Raw genomic sequence first — 19,578 nt, forward strand, 5'->3', positions numbered from 1 at the left:
CACGCCTCCTCAGATGTGGTAGACGTCGACGACGTGGTGGATGTAGTCGTTCTTCAGGATCACGGTCTTGCGGCGGATCAGGGGTGACTCGCCGGAGAAGTCGATCGTGTAGAACGACGTCCCGTAGTACGGGTCGACCGTCTTGTACCGGAAGTACATGGTGTGCCAGTTGAACCGCACGTCCACGATGTCGCCGCGCCGCTCGATCAGCTCGACGTTGGTGATGTTGTGGCTGGTGCGCGGTTCCGGGATCGACGTGGCGCTGGAGCGCTCGGTGCGGATCCGGAACACCCGGTCCTCCAGCCCGCCCTTGTTCGGGTAGTAGATGAGCGAGATCTGGCTCTGCGGGTCCTCGGTCAGCAGGTCGTCGTCGCCCCAGGAGGGCATCCAGAAGACGACGTCGTCGGCGTAGCAGTCCAGCCACCGCTCGAACTCGCGGTCGTCGAGGTAGCGCGCCTCGCGGTAGAGGAACTGCTCGATGTCGGTCTGGGTGATGGTCTTCGTGCCCGTGGTGACGCTCACTTGTCCGCTCCGATCGCCTTGAGCAGGGTCTCCCGCCAGTAGCCGTGCTGCACCGGGTACAGCCCCTCGTCCTCGTTCTTCCGCCCCGCCGAGATGACGCCCTTCATGTCCAGGGCCTCGGCGACCTCGTCCGGCCCGGTCACCCAGTGCTCGGCGCCGCGGCTCATGTCGTTCCATGGTGCGGCGGTGGCGCGGAAGGTCAGCTGGCAGGAGCGGAACTCCTCCAGGTCGTCCGGGGTGGCCATGCCGGAGGCGTTGAAGAAGTCCTCGTACTGCCGGATCCGCCAGGCGCGCGCGTCCGCGCTCTCCCCCTTGGGCGCGATGCAGTAGATCGTCACCTCGGTCTTGTCCGGCGCGATCGGCCGGAAGTGCCGGATCTGCGTGGAGAACTGGTCCATCAGGTACACGTTGGGATACAGGCACAGGTTGCGGGACCCCTTGACCATGAACTCGCCCTTGGCGTCGCCGTACCGCTCCTTCAGCTCGTCCATCCGGTTCCACAGTGGACGATCCTGCGGGTTGCCCGCCCACGTCCACAGGCACAGGTGGCCGTGCGGGAAGGACCAGTAGCCACCGCCGGACTTGCCCCAGCTGCCGGCGTCGAGCGTCTTGGTGTCGTTCGTGGACTCACCGGTGTTGCGGCGCGCGGTGGTGGCCGCGTAGTTCCAGTGCGTCGCGGTCACGTGGTAGCCGTCGGCACCGTTCTCCGCCTGCACCTTCCAGTTCCCGTCGTAGGTGTAGGTGGACGCGCCGCGCAGCACCTCCAGCCCCTCCGGGGACTGGTCGACGAGCATGTCGATGATCTTCGTGGTGTCGCCCAGGTGCTCGGTCAGCGGCAGCACGTCGGCGTTGAGGCTGCCGAACAGGAAGCCGCGGTAGCTGTCGAAGCGCGCGACCCTGGTCATGTCGTGCGAGCCGCCGGTGTTGAACGACTCCGGGTAGCCGGCGCCGTCGGGGTCCTTGACCTTGAGCAGCGTGCCGTCGTTGCGGAACGTCCAGCCGTGGAAGGGACACGTCAGCGTCATCCGGTTGTCGGTCTTGCGGCGGCAGACCATCGCGCCGCGGTGCGCGCACGCGTTGATCAGGCAGTGCAGCTCCCCGTCGCGGTCGCGCGTGATGACCACCGGCTGACGGCCGATGTAGGTGGTGAAGTAGTCCCCCGGGTTCGGCAGCTGGCTCTCGTGGGCGAGGTAGATCCAGTTGCCCTCGAAGATGTGCTTCATCTCGAGTTCGAAGATCTCCTCGTCGGTGAAGATCCGGCGGTTGGCCCGGTAGATCCCGGCGTCGCGGTCCTCGATGACGGCGTCGGCGAGGACGGCCGACAGGTGGTCCAGGGTCTCGGTCATGGAAACTCCCAACGGCCTCAAGCGGCACTGCTCGGCTCTGCGTGTTCCCCTGACCATGACAAGCCGTGGCACCAGTCACACCGGGCGATTACCTAGTCCTGACCCAGGGTGGTATTAATCGACGGCATCGATCAATCAAGCCAAAATCGCTCCTTGTCTTGACTCAATATCCGTACCTACGGTGAATCAATAGCCCGGCGAGGAGCAGGAAGGAGGCCGGCGATGGAGCTGCGTCACCTGCGGTACTTCACCGCGGTGGCCGACACCTGCCACTTCGGGAAGGCGGCCGAGCGCCTGCACATGGCGCAGCCCGCCCTGTCGCACGCGATCCGGCAGCTGGAGGCCGAGCTGGGCGCGCCGCTGTTCACCCGCACCACGCGGCAGGTCCGGCTCACCCCGGCGGGTGAGTTCCTGCTGGGTGAGGCGCAGCGGGTGCTGGACGCGGTCGAGGACAGCGTCCGCGGGGTGCGCCGCATCGCCGACGGCCGTCTCGGCCTGGTACGGGTGGGGTTCACCGGCACCTCGGCGTTCTCGCACCTGCCGCGCATCGCCCGTGCGGTGAAGGCGACCCTGCCCGGGGTCGCCGTCGAGGTCCACGCGGACCTGCTCACGCCCGCCCAGTGCGACGGCCTGCGCGACGGCGACCTGGACCTGGGCGTGCTGCGCCCGCCGGCCCGCGGCGACGACATCCACCTGCACACCCTCGAGGCCGAGCCGCTGATCCTCGCCGTCCCCGCCGACCACCGCCTGGCGGTCGAGCCGGTGGTGTCGATGGCGGACCTGCGCACCGAGGGGTTCATCACCTACGCCAGCAAGGACTCCGTCGTCAACGACGCCGTCCTGCGCAGCTGCCAGGCCGCCGGGTTCAGCCCGCACCGCGAGCACGAGGCGGCCGGCACCGCCGTGCTGCTCGCGCTGGTCGCCGGTGGTCTCGGCATCGCGGTGCTGCCCGCGTCGGCGCGCGCTCTGCCGCTGGCCGGGGTCGTGTTCCGCGACCTCGCCGACGCCGGCACCGTCGAACTCGCCCTGGCCTGGCGCCACGACAACGACTCCCCGCTCGTCCGGTCGGTGCTCGAGGTCCTCGAGGCCGCACTCGCCCCGCAAGCACACGTACCCGAGGTCAGCCGATGAAGATCACGCGCGTGGAGGCGATCCCGTTCGCCATCCCGTACCGCAAACCGCTCAAGTTCGCCTCCGGCGAGGTGCACGTCGCCGAGCACGTGCTGGTGCGGGTGCACACCGACGACGGGATCGTCGGCGTGGCCGAGGCGCCGCCGCGGCCGTTCACCTACGGCGAGACCCAGGACGGGATCATCGCCGTGATCGAGAAGATCTTCGCGCCCCAGGTGGTCGGCCTGAGCCTGCTGGAGCGCGAGACCATGGCGACCCGCCTCGCCCGCACCGTCGGCAACCCGGCGGCCAAGGCGGCGATCGACATGGCCGTGTGGGACGCGCTGGGCCGGACGCTGGACGTGCAGGTCACCGAGCTGCTCGGCGGCTACACCGACCGGATGCGCGTGTCGCACATGCTCGGGTTCGACGAGCCGGCGGCGATGGTCGCCGAGGCGCAGCGCATGCGCGACGAGCACGGCATCACCACGTTCAAGGTCAAGGTCGGGCGCCGCCCGGTCGGCCTGGACACCGCCGTCGTGCGGGCCCTGCGCGAGGGTCTGGGCGACGCCGTGGAGCTCTACGTCGACGGCAACCGCGGCTGGACCGCCGCGGAGTCGGCGATGGCGATGAAGGAGATGTCCGACCTCGGGCTGCTGTTCGCCGAGGAACTGTGCCCGGCCGACGACGTGCTGGGCAGGCGGTGGCTGGTGTCCCAGGTCGACGTCCCCTTCATCGCCGACGAGTCGGCCGTCACCCCGGCCGACGTGACCCGCGAGATCCTCGGTGGCTCGGCCACCGCGATCAGCATCAAGTGCGCCCGCACCGGGTTCACGCACTCGCAGCGGGTGCACCACCTGGCCGAGGGCCTGGGCCTGGAGGTCGTGATGGGCAACCAGATCGACGGCCAGCTCGGGTCCATCTGCACCGTCGCGTTCGGCGCGTCCTACCGGCTCACCTCGCGCCGGGCCGGGGAGCTGTCGAACTTCCTCGACATGAGCGACGACCTGCTCACCGAACCGCTCCAGATCCGGGACGGCGAGCTGGCCATCCGGCCCGGTGCCGGGCTCGGGGTCGAGATCGACCCGGAGAAGCTCGACCGCTACCGCCAGGACAACTGAACACTTCCCGGAATCACGGAATCAAGGAGGATCCCATGACCGCCACCCCCCACGCCCCCGCGGCCGCCGAGTCGGGCGCCAGCGCCACCCAGCGGTTCAAGGCGGACAAGTTCGCCGCCGTGGCCGACACCCCGAAGGAGCGGGTGTCGACGCTGGCGCGCGAGGTGATCGAGGCCGTCCACGAGACGATCCGCAAGCACAAGGTCACCTACGACGAGTACAACGCGCTGAAAGCGTGGCTGATCCAGGTCGGCGAGGACGGCGAGTGGCCGCTGTTCCTCGACGTGTGGGTCGAGCACGTCGTCGAGGACGTCGCCACCTCCCACCGCAAGGGCAACAAGGGCACCATCGAGGGCCCGTACTACGTGCCCGGCGCGCCCGAGCAGGGCTCGCGCGGCTCGGTCCCGATGCGCGAGAACGAGGGCGGCACCCCGCTGGTGTGGACCGGCAAGGTCACCTCGGTCGACGGCACCCCGCTCAAGGACGCGAAGATCGAGCTGTGGCACGCCGACTCCGACGGCCTGTACTCGCAGTTCGCGCCCGGCATCCCCGAGTGGAACCTGCGCGGCACCTTCTCGGTCGAGGAGGACGGCTCGTTCGAGATCCACACCGTGCGGCCCGCGCCGTACCAGATCCCGACCGACGGGGCTTGCGGCAAGCTGATCGCCGCCGCCGGCTGGCACGCCTGGCGTCCGGCGCACCTGCACGTGAAGGTGTCGGCACCGGGCCACGAGCTGCTGACCGCGCAGCTGTACTTCCCCGGCGACGAGCACAACGACGACGACATCGCCTCGGCGGTGAAGCCGGAACTGCTGCTCGACCCGAAGCCGGCCGACGGTGGCGAGACCGTGTCGTACGGTTTCGTGCTGGACCCCGCCTGATCTTTCGTTCTGGAGGACTCACCCATGTTGTTCCACGTCCGGATGGATGTGCACCTGCCCGAGACGCTCGACCCCGCGGAGCGGGCGGACATCGTCGCGCGGGAGAAGGCATACAGCCAGAAACTGCAGCGGGCCGGGAAGTGGCCCCACCTGTGGCGCATCGTGGGTGAGTACTCCAACATCTCGATCTTCGACGTCGAGTCGAACGACGAGTTGCACGAGCTGATTTCGGGGTTGCCGTTGTTCCCGTACATGGACATCCGGGTGATGCCCTTGGCGACTCATCCTTCCAAGATCTGAGCAGTGCGGCCGGGGCCGGGGCGCTGGCGCGTCCCGACCCCGGCCTCCCGGACGATCAGCCCGGCGGCGTCGATCCACCGCAGCCATCAGGCATCGCCCCAGCTCCCCGCTTCGAAGCACACGCTAGATCTCCGCCGGGCGCGCCACGTGCGCGGCCGCCGCCACCACCGCCCCGTACTGCGTGGCCACCAGGTGGCGGATCGGGATCGTCCGGTAGTCACCGATCGCAGCGTCCCCGGCCAGCCACTCCCCGTGCCGCGACGCGACCCGCTCGCGGGCCGCGCGCACCGTGGGCCGCGTGTTGCCCACCGCCAGCTCCCCGTCCAAGGCGCGCAACAGGATCCCGCCGTAGCGCAGCCGGAAGCTGTGCGTGTCCTCGGCCAGTGACGCGACCTCGGCGACCGTCGCCTCGCGGTCGGTGTCCGGCTGGGCGCTGCGCCGGCGGGCACTGCGCCCCGCGGCGGCCATCATTCCCGCGAACGACCGGCTGGCCCGCCAGAACGGCGAGTCCGGCACCATCAGCTCCGGCGTGACCGCGGTGATCGTCTCCGCCATCAGCGACGACAGGTCCGTCAGGGCCTGCGCGTGAGCGGCGAGCGCGGAGGCGTACCCGGTGCCGGCCGGGCCGTCGTCGTCGGCCGCTTCCGAGGTCCAGTACGGCAGTTCGGTGACCAGGGTCAGCGCGCCGTACCGGCCGGCGTAGGACGCGGTGCTGTCGCCCGCCGCGTTCGTCCACGGCTCGCCTTGCCCGGTCAGGTAGTCGTACGCGCCGCGGATCGACGAACCCTGGAAGATCGCGTCGTCGAGCCGCACGATGTAGGGCGCCTCGGGCTCGCCGCGGTCCAGCGGGAGGCCCACGTGCCCGGGCACCTCCTGCAGGATCCGGTGCAGCGCCGGCTCGGCACGGCTGAGGTAGTAGTAGACGCCGCCGAGTTCCCCGTTGTGCAGCGAGCACACCAGGTCGGGGCGGTCGGAGTCGATCAGCCGCATCAGGGCCTGCGTCTCCGGCAGGGCCGCGTCGAAGTAGGCGTCCTTGTAGTCCAGCGGGAAGGTCCACTCGACCTGGTCCGGGCCGGCCGGGCGGTAGAAGTGCCGCGCGTAGTGCTCACGGGTGAACGGCCCGGCCAGCCAGCCCTCGTTGAGCCGCAGCCCGTCCGGGTCGATGCAGGCGATGATCCGCCAGCGGTGCCGCAGCCGGGCCCGCAACCCCGGGTCGGCGCACAGCCGGCTCGCCAGGTGCAGCGCGGTCAGCCCGCCGATCGGCTCGTTCGGGTGCGGCAACCCGAACACCAGAGCCGTCGGGTCGCCGGGCTCACCGTCGACGGTCAGGCACAGCAGCGGCTCGCCGTGCCGGGACGTGCCGACGCGCTGCAACGTCGTGATCTCGCGGTACCCCGCCGCCAGCGTCCGCAGCCCGCGGTTCAGCTCGTCGACCCCCGCGAACGCCCGGTGGTCCCCCACCCCGTCGATCTCCTTGACCAGCCATTCCGGCAGCGGCACGGATCCCCTCCTCGTCTCCGGGTGCTCGTCGGTCCAGTTCACCCGGATACGCCGCGGAAAGCGAGGGCCGAGCAGGCGAACGCCGTCCCCCGGACGGTAACAAACACCCGGCGGCCGCCGGGGCGTACCTGCGTGAACCGGCTCGACGAGGTTCAGGACCGGTACTCGCCCAGCCCCGGCAGGACCTCCGCGTCACCGTCCACTCCGGACAGACGGTCGCCGCGCACGGGGCCCGGCGCCGCCCGGGCACGGCAGCGGCACGGCCGGCGGCAGTTTCGGCATCGCCTCGATCGCCCGAACCAGCACCGTCGGCCTCGGATTCACCCGAATGGCGCAGTCCGTTGCTGTATCAGGGCGCGCCCCGCGCGCGTCCTCGTAACAAGACCTCCCTCGGGACGGTGGGCTATGCGACGGTTCCCCAGTGTGTTGCTGATCGGCGCGGCCAGTGCCGCGGTGGTGGCGTGCGGCGCGAAGTCGCCGATCCCCGGAGAAGCGCCGGGGGACAGTTCGGTCGAGGTCACCAGCACCGCGACGGGCGGAACGGGTGGCGGGCCGGCGCCGGGCACCACCGGCCGGGGCACGACGAAGGGTGCGGCGCCCGGCGTGCCCGGCAGCCCGATCGACTACGACAGCACGGTCCGGGTCGCCGGCCCGGAAAGCGCGCAGCGCGCCATCCGCAACGAACTCGCGAGGATCTGCGGCCCGGGCCGGTGCGGGGTGACCGTGCGGATCGTCGGGTCGGGCAAGTGCGTGCCCGACATCTCACCGGACCCGGTCCGCCCGGGCGGGACGATCACCATCACGGCCGGACCCTGTGACCAGACCGGGGAAACCGGCACGGAGGGGTCCACTTCGGAGGAATCGTCGTCCGCCGGTGAGACCACCGAGTCCGGTGGCTAGGACCCGGCTGTCGCCACCCCGTCCCCGGGCGCAGCCGCAGACCGGCCCGGCCAGGGCGCTGCGCGTGGTCGCCACGCTCGCCGCGAACGCCACGCTGCTCACCGGGCTGCTCTACTACTTCGGGTTCCTGACCACGCAGGTGTTCTTCAGCTACTTCCGCGTGCACTACACGCTGCTGGGGCAGACGACGCCGGAGATCCTCGCGCGCGGTGTGGACGGGTTGCTGCTGCCGGTCGCCGAGATCGCCGCCGCGGTGTTCCTGCTGCTCGGCCTGATCCGCTTCCTGCACTTCCGGTTGTCCCGGCGGGCCTGGCAGGCACTCCTGCGCCGGGCGACGCCGGTGGCCGCGGTGCTGGGGGCGGCGCTGCTGGCGGTGACGATCGCGATCGCGCTGGACCCGGTGCCCTACCGGCGGTTCACCGCGCTGCCCGGTCTCGGGTTCGCGCTGGCCGTCGTGCTGCTGATCTTCGCCTGGCGCCGGTGGACGTCACCGGCCGGCAGCGCGCTGGGCGTGGCGGAATGGCTGGTCGCCTACGCGCTGGTGACGTTCGGGCTGTTCTGGGCGGCGGCCGACTACGCCGGCCAGGTCGGCGTGCGCCGCGCCTTCGAGACCGAGCAGGCGCTGGCCGCGCGCCCCGCGGCGGTCCTGTTCAGCACCCAGGAGCTGAACCTCCCGGGCGAGGTCCACTGCCCCGCCGCGGACGGGTCGTTCCAGTACCGCTACCCCGGGCTGAAGCTGTTGCTCCAGTCGGGCGGCCAGTACGTCCTCGTCCCGGACGGCTGGCAGCGCACCGGAGCCCCGACGTACCTCCTCCCCCGGACGAACACGGTGTGGCTGGAGTTCGGCCCGCCGGGCACCCCCGCGGCCGGATGCTGAGCCGTCAACCGATCCTCCGCTCCTGCCCGGCCCAGTACGGCGCGCGCAGCGACTTCTTGTCGACCTTGCCGGAGGCGTTCAGGGGCAGCGCGGACACGAAGTCCACGCTCTTCGGCGCCCACACGCTTCCCTTGCGTTCCTTCACCAGATCGATCAGCTCACCTGCGGCGACGTCGCAGCCCGGCTTCGGGACGACGACCGCCTTGACCGCCTCGCCCCACTTCGGGTCGGGCACGCCGAACACCGCGCAGTGCGCCACGGCGGGATGTTGCGTCAGGACGTCCTCGACCTGCCGGGGGAAGACGTTGAACCCGCCGGAGACGATCATGTCCTTCTTGCGGTCGACGAGGTAGAGGTACCCGTCGTCGTCGAGATAACCGATGTCGCCCGAGTGCACCCAGCCGCCCCTGATCGCCTCGCTGTCGAGGGCGGGATTGAGGTAACCGACCATCTGCCCCTCCTGCCGGGTGCAGACCTCCCCCACGTCACCGACCGGCAGGACGCGGTCGGACGCGTCCTGGATGCTCATTTCGACGTGGAACATCGGACGCCCCGCCGACGCCAGCCGGGCGAGTTCCTCGGGCGTGCCCGACCGGTGGTCCTCCTTCCGCAGTGTCGTCATGAACCCCGGTTCATGACCCGCGTAGGTCTGCACGAAGATCGGACCGAGCGCGGCCAGCGCTTGGCGAAGGCGTTCGGGCGCGATCGGCGACCCGGCGTAGATCACCGTGCGCAGCGAGGACAGATCAGCCGCGGCGAGCCGTGGATGGTCGAGCAGCAGGTACAACGCGGTCGGTACCACCGCCGTCGCCGTGACCCGCTCCTTCGCGACGGCGTCGAGCAGCAGGTCGATGTCCAGGGTGGGCAGCATGACGTTCGTCCCACCACGGATGAAGGTCGGCAACACGAACGCGCCGGTGAAGTGAGTGAGGGGTGCTCCGTGGGCGAACACCTCGCCGGGCCGGGTGTCGGCGATCTCCATGCCCGCGGTCACGATGTAGTGCGACCAGGCGTCGTGGGTGTAGATGACACCCTTCGGCGTGCCCGTCGTGCCGGAGGTGAAGGCGACGTAGGCCAGGTCGTGCGGGCCGGGCTCGGGCACCGGCGTCTCCGCGGGCGCCGCGCTGAAGACCAGCCCGTAGTCGGACGTTTCCGCCTGCGCCTCATCTTCGCCGAGCCGGATGTACCGGTGGAGGCCGGGCAGGCGGTGACGGAACTTGGCGACCACGGGATCGAACCGGGCGTGGTAGATCAGGGTCGAGGCGCCCGACTGCTCGAGGAAGAAGGCCAGATCTTCGGCCGAGGCGCGGGCCGGCATCTGCACCATCGCGGCGCCGGCCTTCCAGATGCCGTGTTGCGTGGGGATGAACTCGAGGCAGTTCGGCATCAGCAGGCCCACCCGGTCACCCTTCCGCACACCGAGTTCATGCAGGCCGTTGCCGACCCGGTCGGTCCACTCCCGCAACTCCCGGTAACGGAGCCGCCGGGCGCCGTCCACGATCGCCACCCGGTCCGGGTAGTAGGCGCAGGCGCGGTCCAGGACGCCAGGCAGCGTGCCCCACAACGACATCAGAACTCCTTTCCGGCCGGGCAGGCCTCGGCGAGGGAATCAAGGGGTACCGCTCGATGGGCCGTGTGGTACTCGGCCCGGGTCGACTCGACCAACTCGGCGACACTCTGCACGCGGCGGACACCGTGGGCGGTGTGTCCCGCGGCCCAGGCCCGGGGCGGGTCCACCAGGGATCGGAAGTCGAAAGTGGCCGGGTGCTCCCCGCTCCCACCGCTGCCCGCCGCCGCGAACGACCCGGCCAGGAAGTTCGCCGGCAACCCACTGGGTCCGCGGGACAGCACGATGTCATCGAGCGAGGCCTCGACGAGAGCGCGCCGGTAGTCGTCACCGGCGAGGCTCTCCTCGGTCGCGATGAACCGCGTGCCCATGTAGGCCAGGTCCGCCCCGAGCATCCGCGCGGCGAACAGCGCGACACCGTCGCTCACGCCTCCGGCGAGGACCACTGGTCCGTCGTAGCCCTCCCGGACCGCGCGCACGAACGCGAACGGGTTGTTCCAGCCGGTCTGGCCGCCGGCTCCCGCCGAGAGCAGCACCAGCCCGTCGGCACCGGCAGCGAGGGCCCGGTCCACGTGCCGCATCGTGGCGACGTCGGCGAACACGAGCGCTCCGGCGTCGTGCAGCGGCTGGATCACCGGTTCCGGGGAACCGACGCTCGTGATGACGACTTCTACGCGGTGGCGGACGAGGCAGGCCACGTCGTCCGCCAACCGGGGGTTCGACCGGTGAACGACGAGATTGGGCGCCACCGGCGCGGCGGCCGCCGGGAGGACCTCGCGCATCCTCGTCAGCCAGTGGCCGAGCTGCGCGGGACTCCTCGCGTTGTGGGTGGGGAACGACCCGACCACCCCGTGCCGGCAGGCGGCGATGACGAGGTCGGGACCCGAGACGGCCGTCATGGGCGCCGCGATCAACGGAAGGCGCAACCGTGCGGTCCAGGAGGAAGGAAGCATGCAGTTTTCTCCGAGCAACAAATGACCGGCGGGAAACAGTTCGGCGAATTAGACAAAAGAAGACGAGCGCGACCGAGAATGCGTCACACCGCTCCCTGCCGCGTCCGTGAGCACCACTGGCTATCTAACGCCCGATAAGTAGGGCACGCGCGGGCGGGTTTGTCAAGTTCGCCTTCCGGACAACCGCTGTCGGCGAGCCGAACCAGTTGAACCTTTGACCATTCAGGACTGAAACTTCCTTGTACACCACGCATTTCCGCCTCAGATGGCGCCATCGAAGGGCCTACAACAGACGGGAGCGTGATACCGAAGCGTTACCGCGACAAGGCGCTCGCGGACTTCGCCGCCTCACCCCAACGGGTGGTAACTCGGCCATGCTCGCCCCGAGGACTTGTCTGGAATGCAAACCCGTGTATCTTTCCCGTCAATCCTATCTAGTGCTCGCTAGACAACCCGCGCCTCGGACAATGGAGCGACGATGAGCGCAGTTCTCTCGGGGTTACGATCGTCATTCACGAACAAAATTTCCCAGGAACAGATAGTCCTGTTCGTGGTCGTGGCCCTCTTCGTGGTGTTCAGCCTGACCCTCGACGGGTTCCTCAACGTCAGCAACCTCGTCAACCTGGTCCGCAGCGTCTCCTCGCTGGGGATCTTCGGCGTGGCGATGGCCGTCGTGGTGATCGCCAGAGGCATGGACCTCTCGCTGATCGCCTCGATGGGCGTGGCCACCGCGGTGGCGATCCAGCTGATGCGGACACCGGTCAGCACGCCGGTCGCGCTGCTGGCCGGTCTCGGCATCGTCGTCATCATGGGCCTGCTGAACGGGTTCCTGATCGCGTTCGTCGAGATCCCGGCGCTCTTCGCGACACTGGCCTCCGGGTTGCTGGTCTACGGCCTCGCCCGGACGACCATCCTGGACGGACTGATCGCGGAGCTGCCCGGAGACCGCCGGTTCGTCCTGGCGCTCGGACAGGGCACGGTGCTCGGGATACCGGTCCCCATCATCGTGTTCGCCGTCGTCGCCGTCCTCGCCCAGCTGCTGCTCACCCGCACCCGGTCGGGTCGCTTCATCTACGCGCACGGGGACAACGCCGGCGCGGCAGCGATCACCGGTATCGCCGTCCGCCCGCTGACCATCGTCGAGTACACCGCCAGCGCCGCGATCGGGTTCGTCGGCGGGCTGGTCACGGCCGGCGCGGTCGGCGGACTCAACACGCAGGTCATCGACGGCTCGTTGATCTACGACGTGCTGCTCGTCGTCGTGGTCGGCGGCATCAGCCTGGTCGGCGGCCGGGGCAGCGTGCTCAGCGTCGTCGTCGGCACCGCGCTGATCGGCGTGATGCTCAACGGCATGACGATCCTGAACATGAACACCCACGAGCAGGACATCATCAAGGGTCTGATCCTGCTGGCGGCGCTCGTGCTGGACAACCGGCTGCACCCACGCGACGAGGAGACCGTCCGCCAGGGCGACTGACGCCCCGCACATCCCGGAATTTCCACAAAGGACAAGGAGGTCCTCCCATGCGTCCAATTCGTACCCGCGCCTTGCGCGCTCTCGCACTCGGCGCGGCCGCGACACTGATCGCGACCGGCTGTTCCACCGGCACCAGGGCGAATTCGGCGTCGACGAGCAGCGGCCAGATTCCGCCGACCGCGTCGGCGGGCGAGCTCCGCGACCACGCCCTGCAGAGCATCGAGGGCAAGACGGTGGCCTTCGTCCCGGTGGGACTGGGCACTCCGCTGATGGAGGAGTGGAACCGGCAGATGGAGACCGGTTTCAAGGCCGCCGGCATGAACTACGTCCTGCGCGATCCCAACTGGGACACCGCGAAACAGGCCGAAGCGGTGCAGTCGCTGATCAACGAGAAACCGGCCGTGCTGGTGGTGCACAACTTCGACGTCCAGATCCTGGCCAAGCTCATCCAGCAGGCGCAGCAGGCGGGGATCTACGTCATCCAGATCAACATGGTCTCCAACTACAAGTCCGACGCGTTCGTCGGCGCCGACACCATCGACCTCGGCCGTCGCATCGCGACCGACATCGTTGGCCAGTGCGGGGCGAACACGCCCACCTCGCACGAAGTGCAGATCGTCCAGGGCGACGCGACCTCCGGCTTCACCCTGGACGTCATGGCGGGCGCCAAGGAGATCTTCGACCAGCACCCGGAGATCAAGATCGTGTCCACCCAGGCCGCGAACTGGGACCGCACCAAAGCGCACGACATCACGGCGACGGTGATCCAGCAGCACCCGAACCTGTGCGCCAGCTGGGGATTCTGGGACCAGATGCAGTACGGCTCGGCGGCGGCGATCAAGGAGGCCGGCAAGCTCGGCCAGGTCAAGGTGTTCACCTCCGACCACAGCTCCATCGCCTGCGAGGGCATCCGAGACGGGATGTTCTACCAGTCCTACGGCTACTCCGTGCCCACGCAGGGCAAGGACATCGTCGCCATCTCCAAGTACCTCCTGCAGTCCGGTCAGGCGCCGGGCACCGCGCGCATCGCCGACTACACGCCCCTGGTCAAGATCGACCGGACCAACTGGAACCAGCCGAACATGTGTTACGACGGCAAGAGCGACGGGCTCACCGTTTCCTGACCAGCCCGGCACCGAGAGGGACCCGCCATGACGGCAAGTACGGAAGTCCGGCCCACCTCTGCCCGGCGCCGGCCTCCAGAGCGCAACGTCCTGGAGAACGAGAACTTCGGCACCCGGCTCCGGCACCTGCGGTACCGGTTCTCCCTGCAGCAACTGTTCGCCGAGCTCTTCGAGAAGAGGTGGATGGAACCGGCCATCCCCCTGGCCATCCTGGTCGGCGTGATCATCTTCTTCTCGATCGCCGCACCGGGCTTCGCCACGAGCGCGAACCTGTTGTCGTCGGCGGCCGAGCTCGCCGAGATCTCCCTCGTCTGCCTCGGCATGGCGATCGTGATGATCTCCGGCGGGATCGACCTGTCCGTCGGCTCGATGTTCGGCCTGTGCAACATCGTCGTCCTCCTGCTGATCACCGTCGTGGGTGTTCCCGTCGTGCCGGCGATCCTGCTGACCATCATGGCCGGGGCGGTGCTGGGATCGATCAACGGTTCGATCGTCGCCTACCTCAAGGCGAGGCCGTTCCTCACCACGCTCGTCACGCTGATCATCTTCCGGGGCGTCCTCAACCTGCTCGACCTGCACTACTCGGCGCAGACCGCGACCGTTTTCCTGATGGACCCGGTCTGGGACTGGTTCAGCACCGGCAAGGTAGCGGGAATCCCGTTCAGCTTCGTCACGCTGCTCGTCGTGCTCGTCGCGGGACACATCCTGCTCAGCAGGTCGAGGCTGGGATGGCACGTGACCGCCGTCGGCGCGAGCCGTCGCGCCGCGCGGCACGCCGGCATCCGGGTGGAACGGGTCCTGCTGCTGGGTTACGTGTTCTCCGGCGCCCTGTGCGCCCTGGCCGGTGTCTTCTACGCCGCGCGCCTCGGCAGCGCCAGCGCCCGGGTCGGCGAGGGGATGGAACTCAGCGTCCTGACCGCGGTGATCCTCGGCGGCATCAGCCTGTCCGGCGGCAAGGGAACGGTGTGGCGGGCGTTCATCGGCGCGGCCACGATCACCCTGCTGGGCAAGGGGCTGCTCCTGATGGACGTCGGCGGCGAGGTCCTGCAGACGACGCTCGCCGTCGTGCTGATCCTCGCCGTCGGGATCGATACGAAGTGGGGCAAGAACCGCGGCAAGGCGATCCAGAAGACCTACGTCAACCCGACGCTCGTCGAGTACGGGCCCCCTCCGGACGTCCGGCCGGGCTCGGGCACGCCGTACGAGATCAACGACCGCCTTGGCGACGCCGAGGAGATCGGTCTCGGCGAGGTCGAGGGCCCCGAGGACGTCATCCTCGACGACCAGGGCCGGATCTACTGCGGCACCCGGCAGGGCTGGATCCTGCGGTTCTCCGGGGAGGACTACCGCGATCGCGAGGTGTTCGCGCGCATCGGCGGGCACCCGCTGGGCCTGGCCTTCGACTCCGCGGGCAACCTGATCGTGTGCGTCGGCGGCATGGGCCTGTACTCGGTCTCACCCGATGGCAAGCACCGCAAGCTCTCCGACGAGACCAGCCGGACGTGGACGCGGCTGCGCGACGACTCGAGGCTGCGCCTGCCCGACGACCTGGACATCACGCCGGACGGCAAGATCTACTTCAGCGAGGCCACCAACAGGTTCGAGATGGCCGACTGGGTTCTCGACGGGATCGAGGGGCGGCCCAACGGGCGCCTCCTGTGCTACGACCCGGCCACCGGCAAGACCCGGACCGTGGTGCCGGACCTCGTCTTCCCCAACGGCGTGTGCTGCGCCCACGACGGCGAGTCGGTGCTCATCGCCCAGACCTGGCTGTGCCGCATCCTGCGGTACTGGCACAGCGGTCCGAAGAAGGGCCGGCTCGAGGTGTTCATGGACAACTTCCCCGGCTACGTCGACAACATCAACCGGGCCTCCGGCGGGGCCTACTGGGTCGCGATCTGCGGGATGCGCTCCCCCGCCTACGACCTCGCGATGCGCATGCCGAAGTTCCGCCGCCGCATGATGAAGCGCATCTCGCGCGACGAATGGCTCTACCCGAGCATGAACCACGGCTGCGTGGTGCGGGTGTCGGAGCAGGGCGAGGTGCTCGACACCTACTGGGACCCGGGCGGGAAGAAGCACTCCACCATCACGTCGATGCGCGAGCACGACGGCTACCTGTACATCGGCGGGCTGGAGAACAACCGCATCGGCCGCATCAAGGTGCGCGATCTGCCCGAGGCGGCCTCCGGTGAGGCACGCGAGACGCGCCACGCGTCGGTGAGCTGAGGAGGAACCATGCCACGAGTGGAAGCGTGGGAACTGGTCAAGGAGTTCCTGTTCCCCGGCCGGTCCGGTGCGCGGGCGATCCCGCCCCTGGACGGCGGGCTGACCCCGAACGACGCGCTGGAGCGCATCGAGGAGTCGATCGACGAACTGCCCGAGCCCGACGACGTGGTGCGCGATGTGTTCGGATCGCTCTACGTCACCACGGCCGACAAGGTGGTGCGGCGGTTCGGCCTGAACTTCGCCCACCACGAGATCACCGCGACCGTGCCGGGCGATGCCGGCGCGATCGCTCTCGACCACGAGGGCGGGCTGCTGGTGTGCGTGGCGGGTCTCGGGCTGGTGCGCATCGATCAGGGCGGCGGCACCGAGGTCCTCGTCGACGCCGATGCCGACGGCGTGCCCACCCACTGCCTGACCGATGTCGCGGTGGCCGGCGACGGGACGATCTACGTCACCGACGGGTCGCTGCGCCACCACGGCGGCGACTGGGTGCGCGACCTGATGGAGCAGAACGCCCTGGGCCGGCTCCTGCGGTACGACCCGCGGACCCGCCGGACCACGGTGCTGGCCCGCGGGCTCGCCCACCCCAGCGGGCTCACGCTCACCGCGGACGAGGACGCGCTCGTCGTCAGCGAGGCGTGGTCGCACCGGCTGGTGCGGTACCCGCTTCCGGATCCCGGCCGGCCGGAGGTGCTCCGGGACAACCTGCCCGGCTACCCGGGGCGGATCAGCCGCGCCTCCGGCGGCGGGTACTGGCTCGCGTTGTTCGCGCTGCGCACCCAGCTGGTCGAGTTCGTGCTCACCCAGCGCGACTACGTCGAGGAGATGATGCGCACGATCGAACCCGACCTGTGGATCCGCCCCGCGCTGCGCGGCCTCGACTCGGGCCTGGAACCGCTGCAGGGCGGTCAGATCCGCAAGCTCGGTGTGATCAAGCCATGGGCGCCACCCCGGTCCTACGGCCTGGTGACCCGGCTGGACCCGGACGGTTACCCGGTCCGCAGCATGCACAGCCGTGGCGGCGGGCGGCGGCACGGGGTGACGTCGGTGAAGCAGTACGGCGACCGGTTGTTCATCGCGGTCCGCGGTGGCGACGAGGTCCTGATCACGAGGGCGGGTGACGCGCGATGAGCCGGTCCCTGGTGGAGCAGCTCGACATCGATCCGGCCGACAGCGACACGCTGCTCGTGGACATGGCGAAGGTGACCAAGACCTACCGCGGGGTGCACGCCATCCACGAGGTCGACTTCGACCTGCGCGCCGGCGAGGTGCACGCGCTCGTCGGGGAGAACGGCGCGGGCAAGTCGACGCTGTGCAAGATCCTCGCCGGCGCCGTGCAGCACTCGAGCGGAGTGGTGCGCATCGGCGGGGAGGAGGTCTCGTTCCGGCGCCCGTACGAGGCCCTCGACCACGGCATCGCGATGGTGTACCAGGAGACGAGCCTGGTGCCGACGATGACGGCGGCGCAGAACATCGAACTCGGCCACGAGAAGCTGCTGACCCGGTTCCGCTCGCTGAACATCGGCGCCCAGCAGCTGCTGCAGTCGATGAACTTCCACGTCGACCCGACGGCGTACGTGTCCAACCTCGGCGCGGCCAAGAAGCAGATGGTCGAGATCGCGCGTGCACTGCGGACGGGTGCCCGGATCGTCATCTTCGACGAGCCGACCGCGAGCCTCACCCCGGAGGAGACCCTGCACCTGTTCAACGTGATCGAGGATCTCCGGGCCGCCGGGCTGGGCATCATCTACGTGTCCCATGCGCTGGAGGAATCGCTCGCCATCGCCAACCGCGTCACGGTGCTGCGCGACGGCAAGCGGGTGGCCTGCCTGGACGCGAAGCAGACCTCGCGGGACGAGATCGTGAGGTACATGGTGGGCCGGTCGCTCGACGGGGCCGCGCGGAACCGCCCCGCCGCGCGCGAGGGCGATGTCCGGCGCCGCCGGGTGCTGGAGGTCGAGAACCTGATCCTCGGCAACGTCGTGAAGAACATGTCCTTCTCCGCCTACGCCGGTGAGGTGCTCGGCATCGCCGGGCTGATCGGCAGCGGCCGGACGGAGACGGCGAAGATCATCACGGGCGCGCTGAAGCGCAACCGGATCCACGGTGGCCGGGTGCTGCTCAACGGCAAGCCGGTCCGTTACCGGGTGCCGAAGCAGGCCATCGACGACGGGATCGTGTACATCACCGAGGACCGCAAGCTCGACGGGTTCTTCGAGACGATGACCGTGGCCGACAACATCTACCTCGGCTACCTCGCGTCGCGCCGGGGCCGGCGGCAGTGGCTGCTGTCCGGGTCGCAGCGCAGGCACATCGCCGACGAGTGGTCGAAGAAGCTGCGCATCAAGGCGATCAACGCGGACGCGAAGATCATCGAGCTGTCCGGCGGGAACCAGCAGAAGGTGGTGGTCGGCAAGTCGCTGGTCGCCGAGCCCGAGGTGGTCATCTTCGACGAGCCGACCCGCGGCGTCGACGTCGGCGCGATCGACGAGATCCACCACCTGATCCGGACGCTCGCCGACGAGGGCAAAGCCGTGATCGTCATATCCTCCTACCTGCCGGAAATCCTCGCCGTGTCCGATCGCATCCTGGTCACCAGGTTCGGCCGGGCCGTCGCGGAGTTCAGCCGCGCGGAGGCCACGCAGGAGAAGATCATGTACGCCGCGATCTACTGAGGCGGGGCGTAACCTTGGCAGGCACCGGGAAACGGACGAAAGTCGGGTAGACAGGCGTGAAAGCAGCAGCGAGGAAGACCCATCCGGAGCGGGGCGCGCGGGAGGACTGGCGCACCTTCGAGCCACTCGACCTGACCCCCCTGCTGGTCGCGGCGCTCGAAGCCTTCTACGAGCGCGGCTTCTACGGCACCTCGGTGCGGGACATCGCGCGCCGGGTCGGCCAGACCGTGCCCTCGCTCTACTACCACCACGAGAACAAGGAGGGCGTGTTCGTCGCGTTGCTCGAGAAGGGCACGCGCGAGGTGGCGTGGCGGGCGAGGGCGGCTGTGGAGGACGGCGGCGACCGGCCGGAGCAGCAGTTCGTCAACATGATCGAGGCCGTGGTCCTCTACATGACGCACCGAGTCCAACTCGCCACCCTCGACGTCGAACTGCGGTACCTGTCGGCGCCGAACCGCAGGCACTACGCGGCGATCCGCAAGGAGGTCGAGGACCTCCTGGTCCGGGTCGTCACGGACGGGACGTTGCAGGGGGTCTTCAGGGTGACCCGGCCCGCCGAGACGGCGCGCGCCCTGCTCGGCATGTGCCAGTCCATCGCCCGCTGGTACCACCCCACCGGACCGATGCAGCCCGAGGAGGTCGCCCAGCGTTACATCGACATCGCCTTGATGACCGTGGGGGTCCACCAGCGGCCCAAGCACCTGAAGGGCGTCTCCGGCCGGTGACGACACCGGCCGGAGACCCGGTCAGCTGCGCGAGTCCGCCAGCTCGAGGACCTGGTCGAGGGTCAATTCCATCGAATCGATGTCGTCCTGCAACGGCACGTTCCACTCGTCCTGCAGATTCATGAACAACTCGGCGACGGCGAGCGAATCCAGTCCCAGCTCCGCCAGCGTGACGCCGGGACTGATCTGCTCCGGGTCGGCGGAGAACTTCTCGACGAGGGTGCGAGTCAGCTGCTGATAGCGGTCGGTCATCATGTCCTCTCTTCGAACC

At 69.3% G+C, this 19,578-nt stretch carries 18 protein-coding genes; 12 read left to right on the plus strand and 6 right to left on the minus strand.

Annotated elements, in window-relative coordinates; genetic code table 11:
• Positions 1-9: 9 nt before the first annotated feature.
• Positions 10-522: a benzoate 1,2-dioxygenase small subunit gene (benB, locus tag FB470_RS00185; RefSeq protein WP_306987709.1), complete on the minus strand. Its 513-nt coding sequence runs from the start codon at positions 520-522 to the stop codon at positions 10-12.
• On the minus strand, positions 519-1,868 hold the full coding sequence (benA, locus tag FB470_RS00190; RefSeq protein WP_306987710.1) for a benzoate 1,2-dioxygenase large subunit: 1,350 nt from the start codon (positions 1,866-1,868) through the stop codon (positions 519-521). The genes benB and benA overlap by 4 nt, the downstream gene beginning before the upstream one ends.
• A 222-nt stretch (positions 1,869-2,090) precedes the next feature.
• On the opposite strand from benA, the gene FB470_RS00195 reads away from it, so the two are divergent.
• Genes FB470_RS00195 through catC form a run of 4 tightly spaced genes read left to right on the plus strand, consistent with a single transcriptional unit; the run spans position 2,091 to position 5,280 of the window.
• Positions 2,091-2,999, plus strand: a complete 909-nt coding sequence (locus FB470_RS00195) for a LysR substrate-binding domain-containing protein (protein WP_306987711.1) — start codon at positions 2,091-2,093, stop codon at positions 2,997-2,999.
• Entirely contained in the window at positions 2,996-4,099 is a 1,104-nt protein-coding gene (locus FB470_RS00200) for a mandelate racemase/muconate lactonizing enzyme family protein (protein WP_306987712.1), read from the plus strand. Before FB470_RS00195 ends, FB470_RS00200 begins: the two co-directional genes overlap by 4 nt.
• A gap of 35 nt (positions 4,100-4,134) precedes the next feature.
• Positions 4,135-4,980 carry a catechol 1,2-dioxygenase gene (gene catA / locus FB470_RS00205; RefSeq protein ID WP_306987714.1) on the plus strand — a complete coding sequence of 282 codons (846 nt, stop codon included), beginning with the start codon at positions 4,135-4,137 and terminating at the stop codon, positions 4,978-4,980.
• A 24-nt stretch (positions 4,981-5,004) separates the two neighbouring features.
• Entirely contained in the window at positions 5,005-5,280 is a 276-nt protein-coding gene (gene catC / locus FB470_RS00210) for a muconolactone Delta-isomerase (RefSeq protein ID WP_306987716.1), read from the plus strand.
• A 123-nt stretch (positions 5,281-5,403) separates the two neighbouring features.
• On the opposite strand, the gene FB470_RS00215 is transcribed toward catC, so the two are convergent.
• A complete protein-coding gene (locus FB470_RS00215) occupies positions 5,404-6,780 on the minus strand; it encodes a M14 family zinc carboxypeptidase (protein WP_306987717.1) in 1,377 nt (458 codons plus the stop codon).
• Positions 6,781-7,185: 405 nt separating this feature from the next.
• Here FB470_RS00215 and FB470_RS00220 point away from each other — a divergent pair, with 405 nt between their 5' ends.
• Both FB470_RS00220 and FB470_RS00225 read left to right on the plus strand, forming a co-directional pair.
• Complete coding sequence (locus FB470_RS00220) at positions 7,186-7,680, plus strand: hypothetical protein (protein WP_306987718.1); 495 nt, start codon at positions 7,186-7,188, stop codon at positions 7,678-7,680.
• The gene (locus FB470_RS00225) at positions 7,673-8,557 is read left to right on the plus strand and encodes a hypothetical protein (protein WP_306987719.1); all 885 of its coding nucleotides are present in this window, start codon (positions 7,673-7,675) and stop codon (positions 8,555-8,557) included. Before FB470_RS00220 ends, FB470_RS00225 begins: the two co-directional genes overlap by 8 nt.
• A gap of 4 nt (positions 8,558-8,561) precedes the next feature.
• Here FB470_RS00225 and FB470_RS00230 read toward each other — a convergent pair whose 3' ends face one another.
• Positions 8,562-10,127, minus strand: coding sequence for an AMP-binding protein (locus tag FB470_RS00230; protein ID WP_306987720.1), 1,566 nt, complete (start codon positions 10,125-10,127; stop codon positions 8,562-8,564).
• Entirely contained in the window at positions 10,127-11,023 is an 897-nt protein-coding gene (locus FB470_RS00235; RefSeq protein ID WP_306987721.1) for an NAD(P)H-dependent flavin oxidoreductase, read from the minus strand. Before FB470_RS00235 ends, FB470_RS00230 begins: the two co-directional genes overlap by 1 nt.
• Positions 11,024-11,627: 604 nt before the next feature.
• On the opposite strand from FB470_RS00235, the gene FB470_RS00240 reads away from it, so the two are divergent.
• The 6 genes from FB470_RS00240 to FB470_RS00265 are packed head-to-tail and all read left to right on the plus strand — an operon-like array spanning position 11,628 to position 19,307.
• Complete coding sequence (locus FB470_RS00240; RefSeq protein ID WP_306987723.1) at positions 11,628-12,554, plus strand: ABC transporter permease; 927 nt, start codon at positions 11,628-11,630, stop codon at positions 12,552-12,554.
• Between the two features lie 47 nt (positions 12,555-12,601).
• On the plus strand, positions 12,602-13,678 hold the full coding sequence (locus FB470_RS00245; RefSeq protein WP_306987724.1) for a sugar ABC transporter substrate-binding protein: 1,077 nt from the start codon (positions 12,602-12,604) through the stop codon (positions 13,676-13,678).
• 27 nt (positions 13,679-13,705) lie between these two features.
• Complete coding sequence (locus FB470_RS00250; protein ID WP_306987725.1) at positions 13,706-15,907, plus strand: ABC transporter permease; 2,202 nt, start codon at positions 13,706-13,708, stop codon at positions 15,905-15,907.
• A 9-nt stretch (positions 15,908-15,916) separates the two neighbouring features.
• The gene (locus FB470_RS00255) at positions 15,917-17,038 is read left to right on the plus strand and encodes an SMP-30/gluconolactonase/LRE family protein (protein ID WP_306987727.1); all 1,122 of its coding nucleotides are present in this window, start codon (positions 15,917-15,919) and stop codon (positions 17,036-17,038) included.
• Positions 17,035-18,582 (plus strand): sugar ABC transporter ATP-binding protein, encoded by a 1,548-nt coding sequence (locus tag FB470_RS00260; protein ID WP_306987728.1) that lies wholly within the window; start codon positions 17,035-17,037, stop codon positions 18,580-18,582. The genes FB470_RS00255 and FB470_RS00260 overlap by 4 nt, the downstream gene beginning before the upstream one ends.
• 56 nt (positions 18,583-18,638) lie before the next feature.
• Entirely contained in the window at positions 18,639-19,307 is a 669-nt protein-coding gene (locus FB470_RS00265) for a TetR/AcrR family transcriptional regulator (protein WP_306987729.1), read from the plus strand.
• A 21-nt stretch (positions 19,308-19,328) separates the two neighbouring features.
• On the opposite strand, the gene FB470_RS00270 is transcribed toward FB470_RS00265, so the two are convergent.
• Positions 19,329-19,559, minus strand: a complete 231-nt coding sequence (locus FB470_RS00270; protein WP_306987730.1) for an acyl carrier protein — start codon at positions 19,557-19,559, stop codon at positions 19,329-19,331.
• Positions 19,560-19,578: the final 19 nt, after the last annotated feature.

Source organism: Amycolatopsis thermophila, from assembly GCF_030814215.1.
Classification (GTDB): Bacteria; Actinomycetota; Actinomycetes; order Mycobacteriales; family Pseudonocardiaceae; genus Amycolatopsis_E; species Amycolatopsis_E thermophila.

Bases quoted from the DNA above. Each gene is read 5' to 3' on its own strand.
- benA (WP_306987710.1), bottom strand. From the start codon at position 1,868: ATGACCGAGACCCTGGACCACCTGTCGGCCGTCCTCGCCGACGCCGTC.
- FB470_RS00195 (WP_306987711.1), top strand. From the start codon at position 2,091: ATGGAGCTGCGTCACCTGCGGTACTTCACCGCGGTGGCCGACACCTGC.
- FB470_RS00200 (WP_306987712.1), top strand. From the start codon at position 2,996: ATGAAGATCACGCGCGTGGAGGCGATCCCGTTCGCCATCCCGTACCGC.
- catA (WP_306987714.1), top strand. From the start codon at position 4,135: ATGACCGCCACCCCCCACGCCCCCGCGGCCGCCGAGTCGGGCGCCAGC.
- catC (WP_306987716.1), top strand. From the start codon at position 5,005: ATGTTGTTCCACGTCCGGATGGATGTGCACCTGCCCGAGACGCTCGAC.
- FB470_RS00220 (WP_306987718.1), top strand. From the start codon at position 7,186: ATGCGACGGTTCCCCAGTGTGTTGCTGATCGGCGCGGCCAGTGCCGCG.
- FB470_RS00230 (WP_306987720.1), bottom strand. From the start codon at position 10,127: ATGTCGTTGTGGGGCACGCTGCCTGGCGTCCTGGACCGCGCCTGCGCC.
- FB470_RS00235 (WP_306987721.1), bottom strand. From the start codon at position 11,023: ATGACGGCCGTCTCGGGTCCCGACCTCGTCATCGCCGCCTGCCGGCAC.
- FB470_RS00245 (WP_306987724.1), top strand. From the start codon at position 12,602: ATGCGTCCAATTCGTACCCGCGCCTTGCGCGCTCTCGCACTCGGCGCG.
- FB470_RS00250 (WP_306987725.1), top strand. From the start codon at position 13,706: ATGACGGCAAGTACGGAAGTCCGGCCCACCTCTGCCCGGCGCCGGCCT.
- FB470_RS00255 (WP_306987727.1), top strand. From the start codon at position 15,917: ATGCCACGAGTGGAAGCGTGGGAACTGGTCAAGGAGTTCCTGTTCCCC.
- FB470_RS00260 (WP_306987728.1), top strand. From the start codon at position 17,035: ATGAGCCGGTCCCTGGTGGAGCAGCTCGACATCGATCCGGCCGACAGC.
- FB470_RS00270 (WP_306987730.1), bottom strand. From the start codon at position 19,559: ATGACCGACCGCTATCAGCAGCTGACTCGCACCCTCGTCGAGAAGTTC.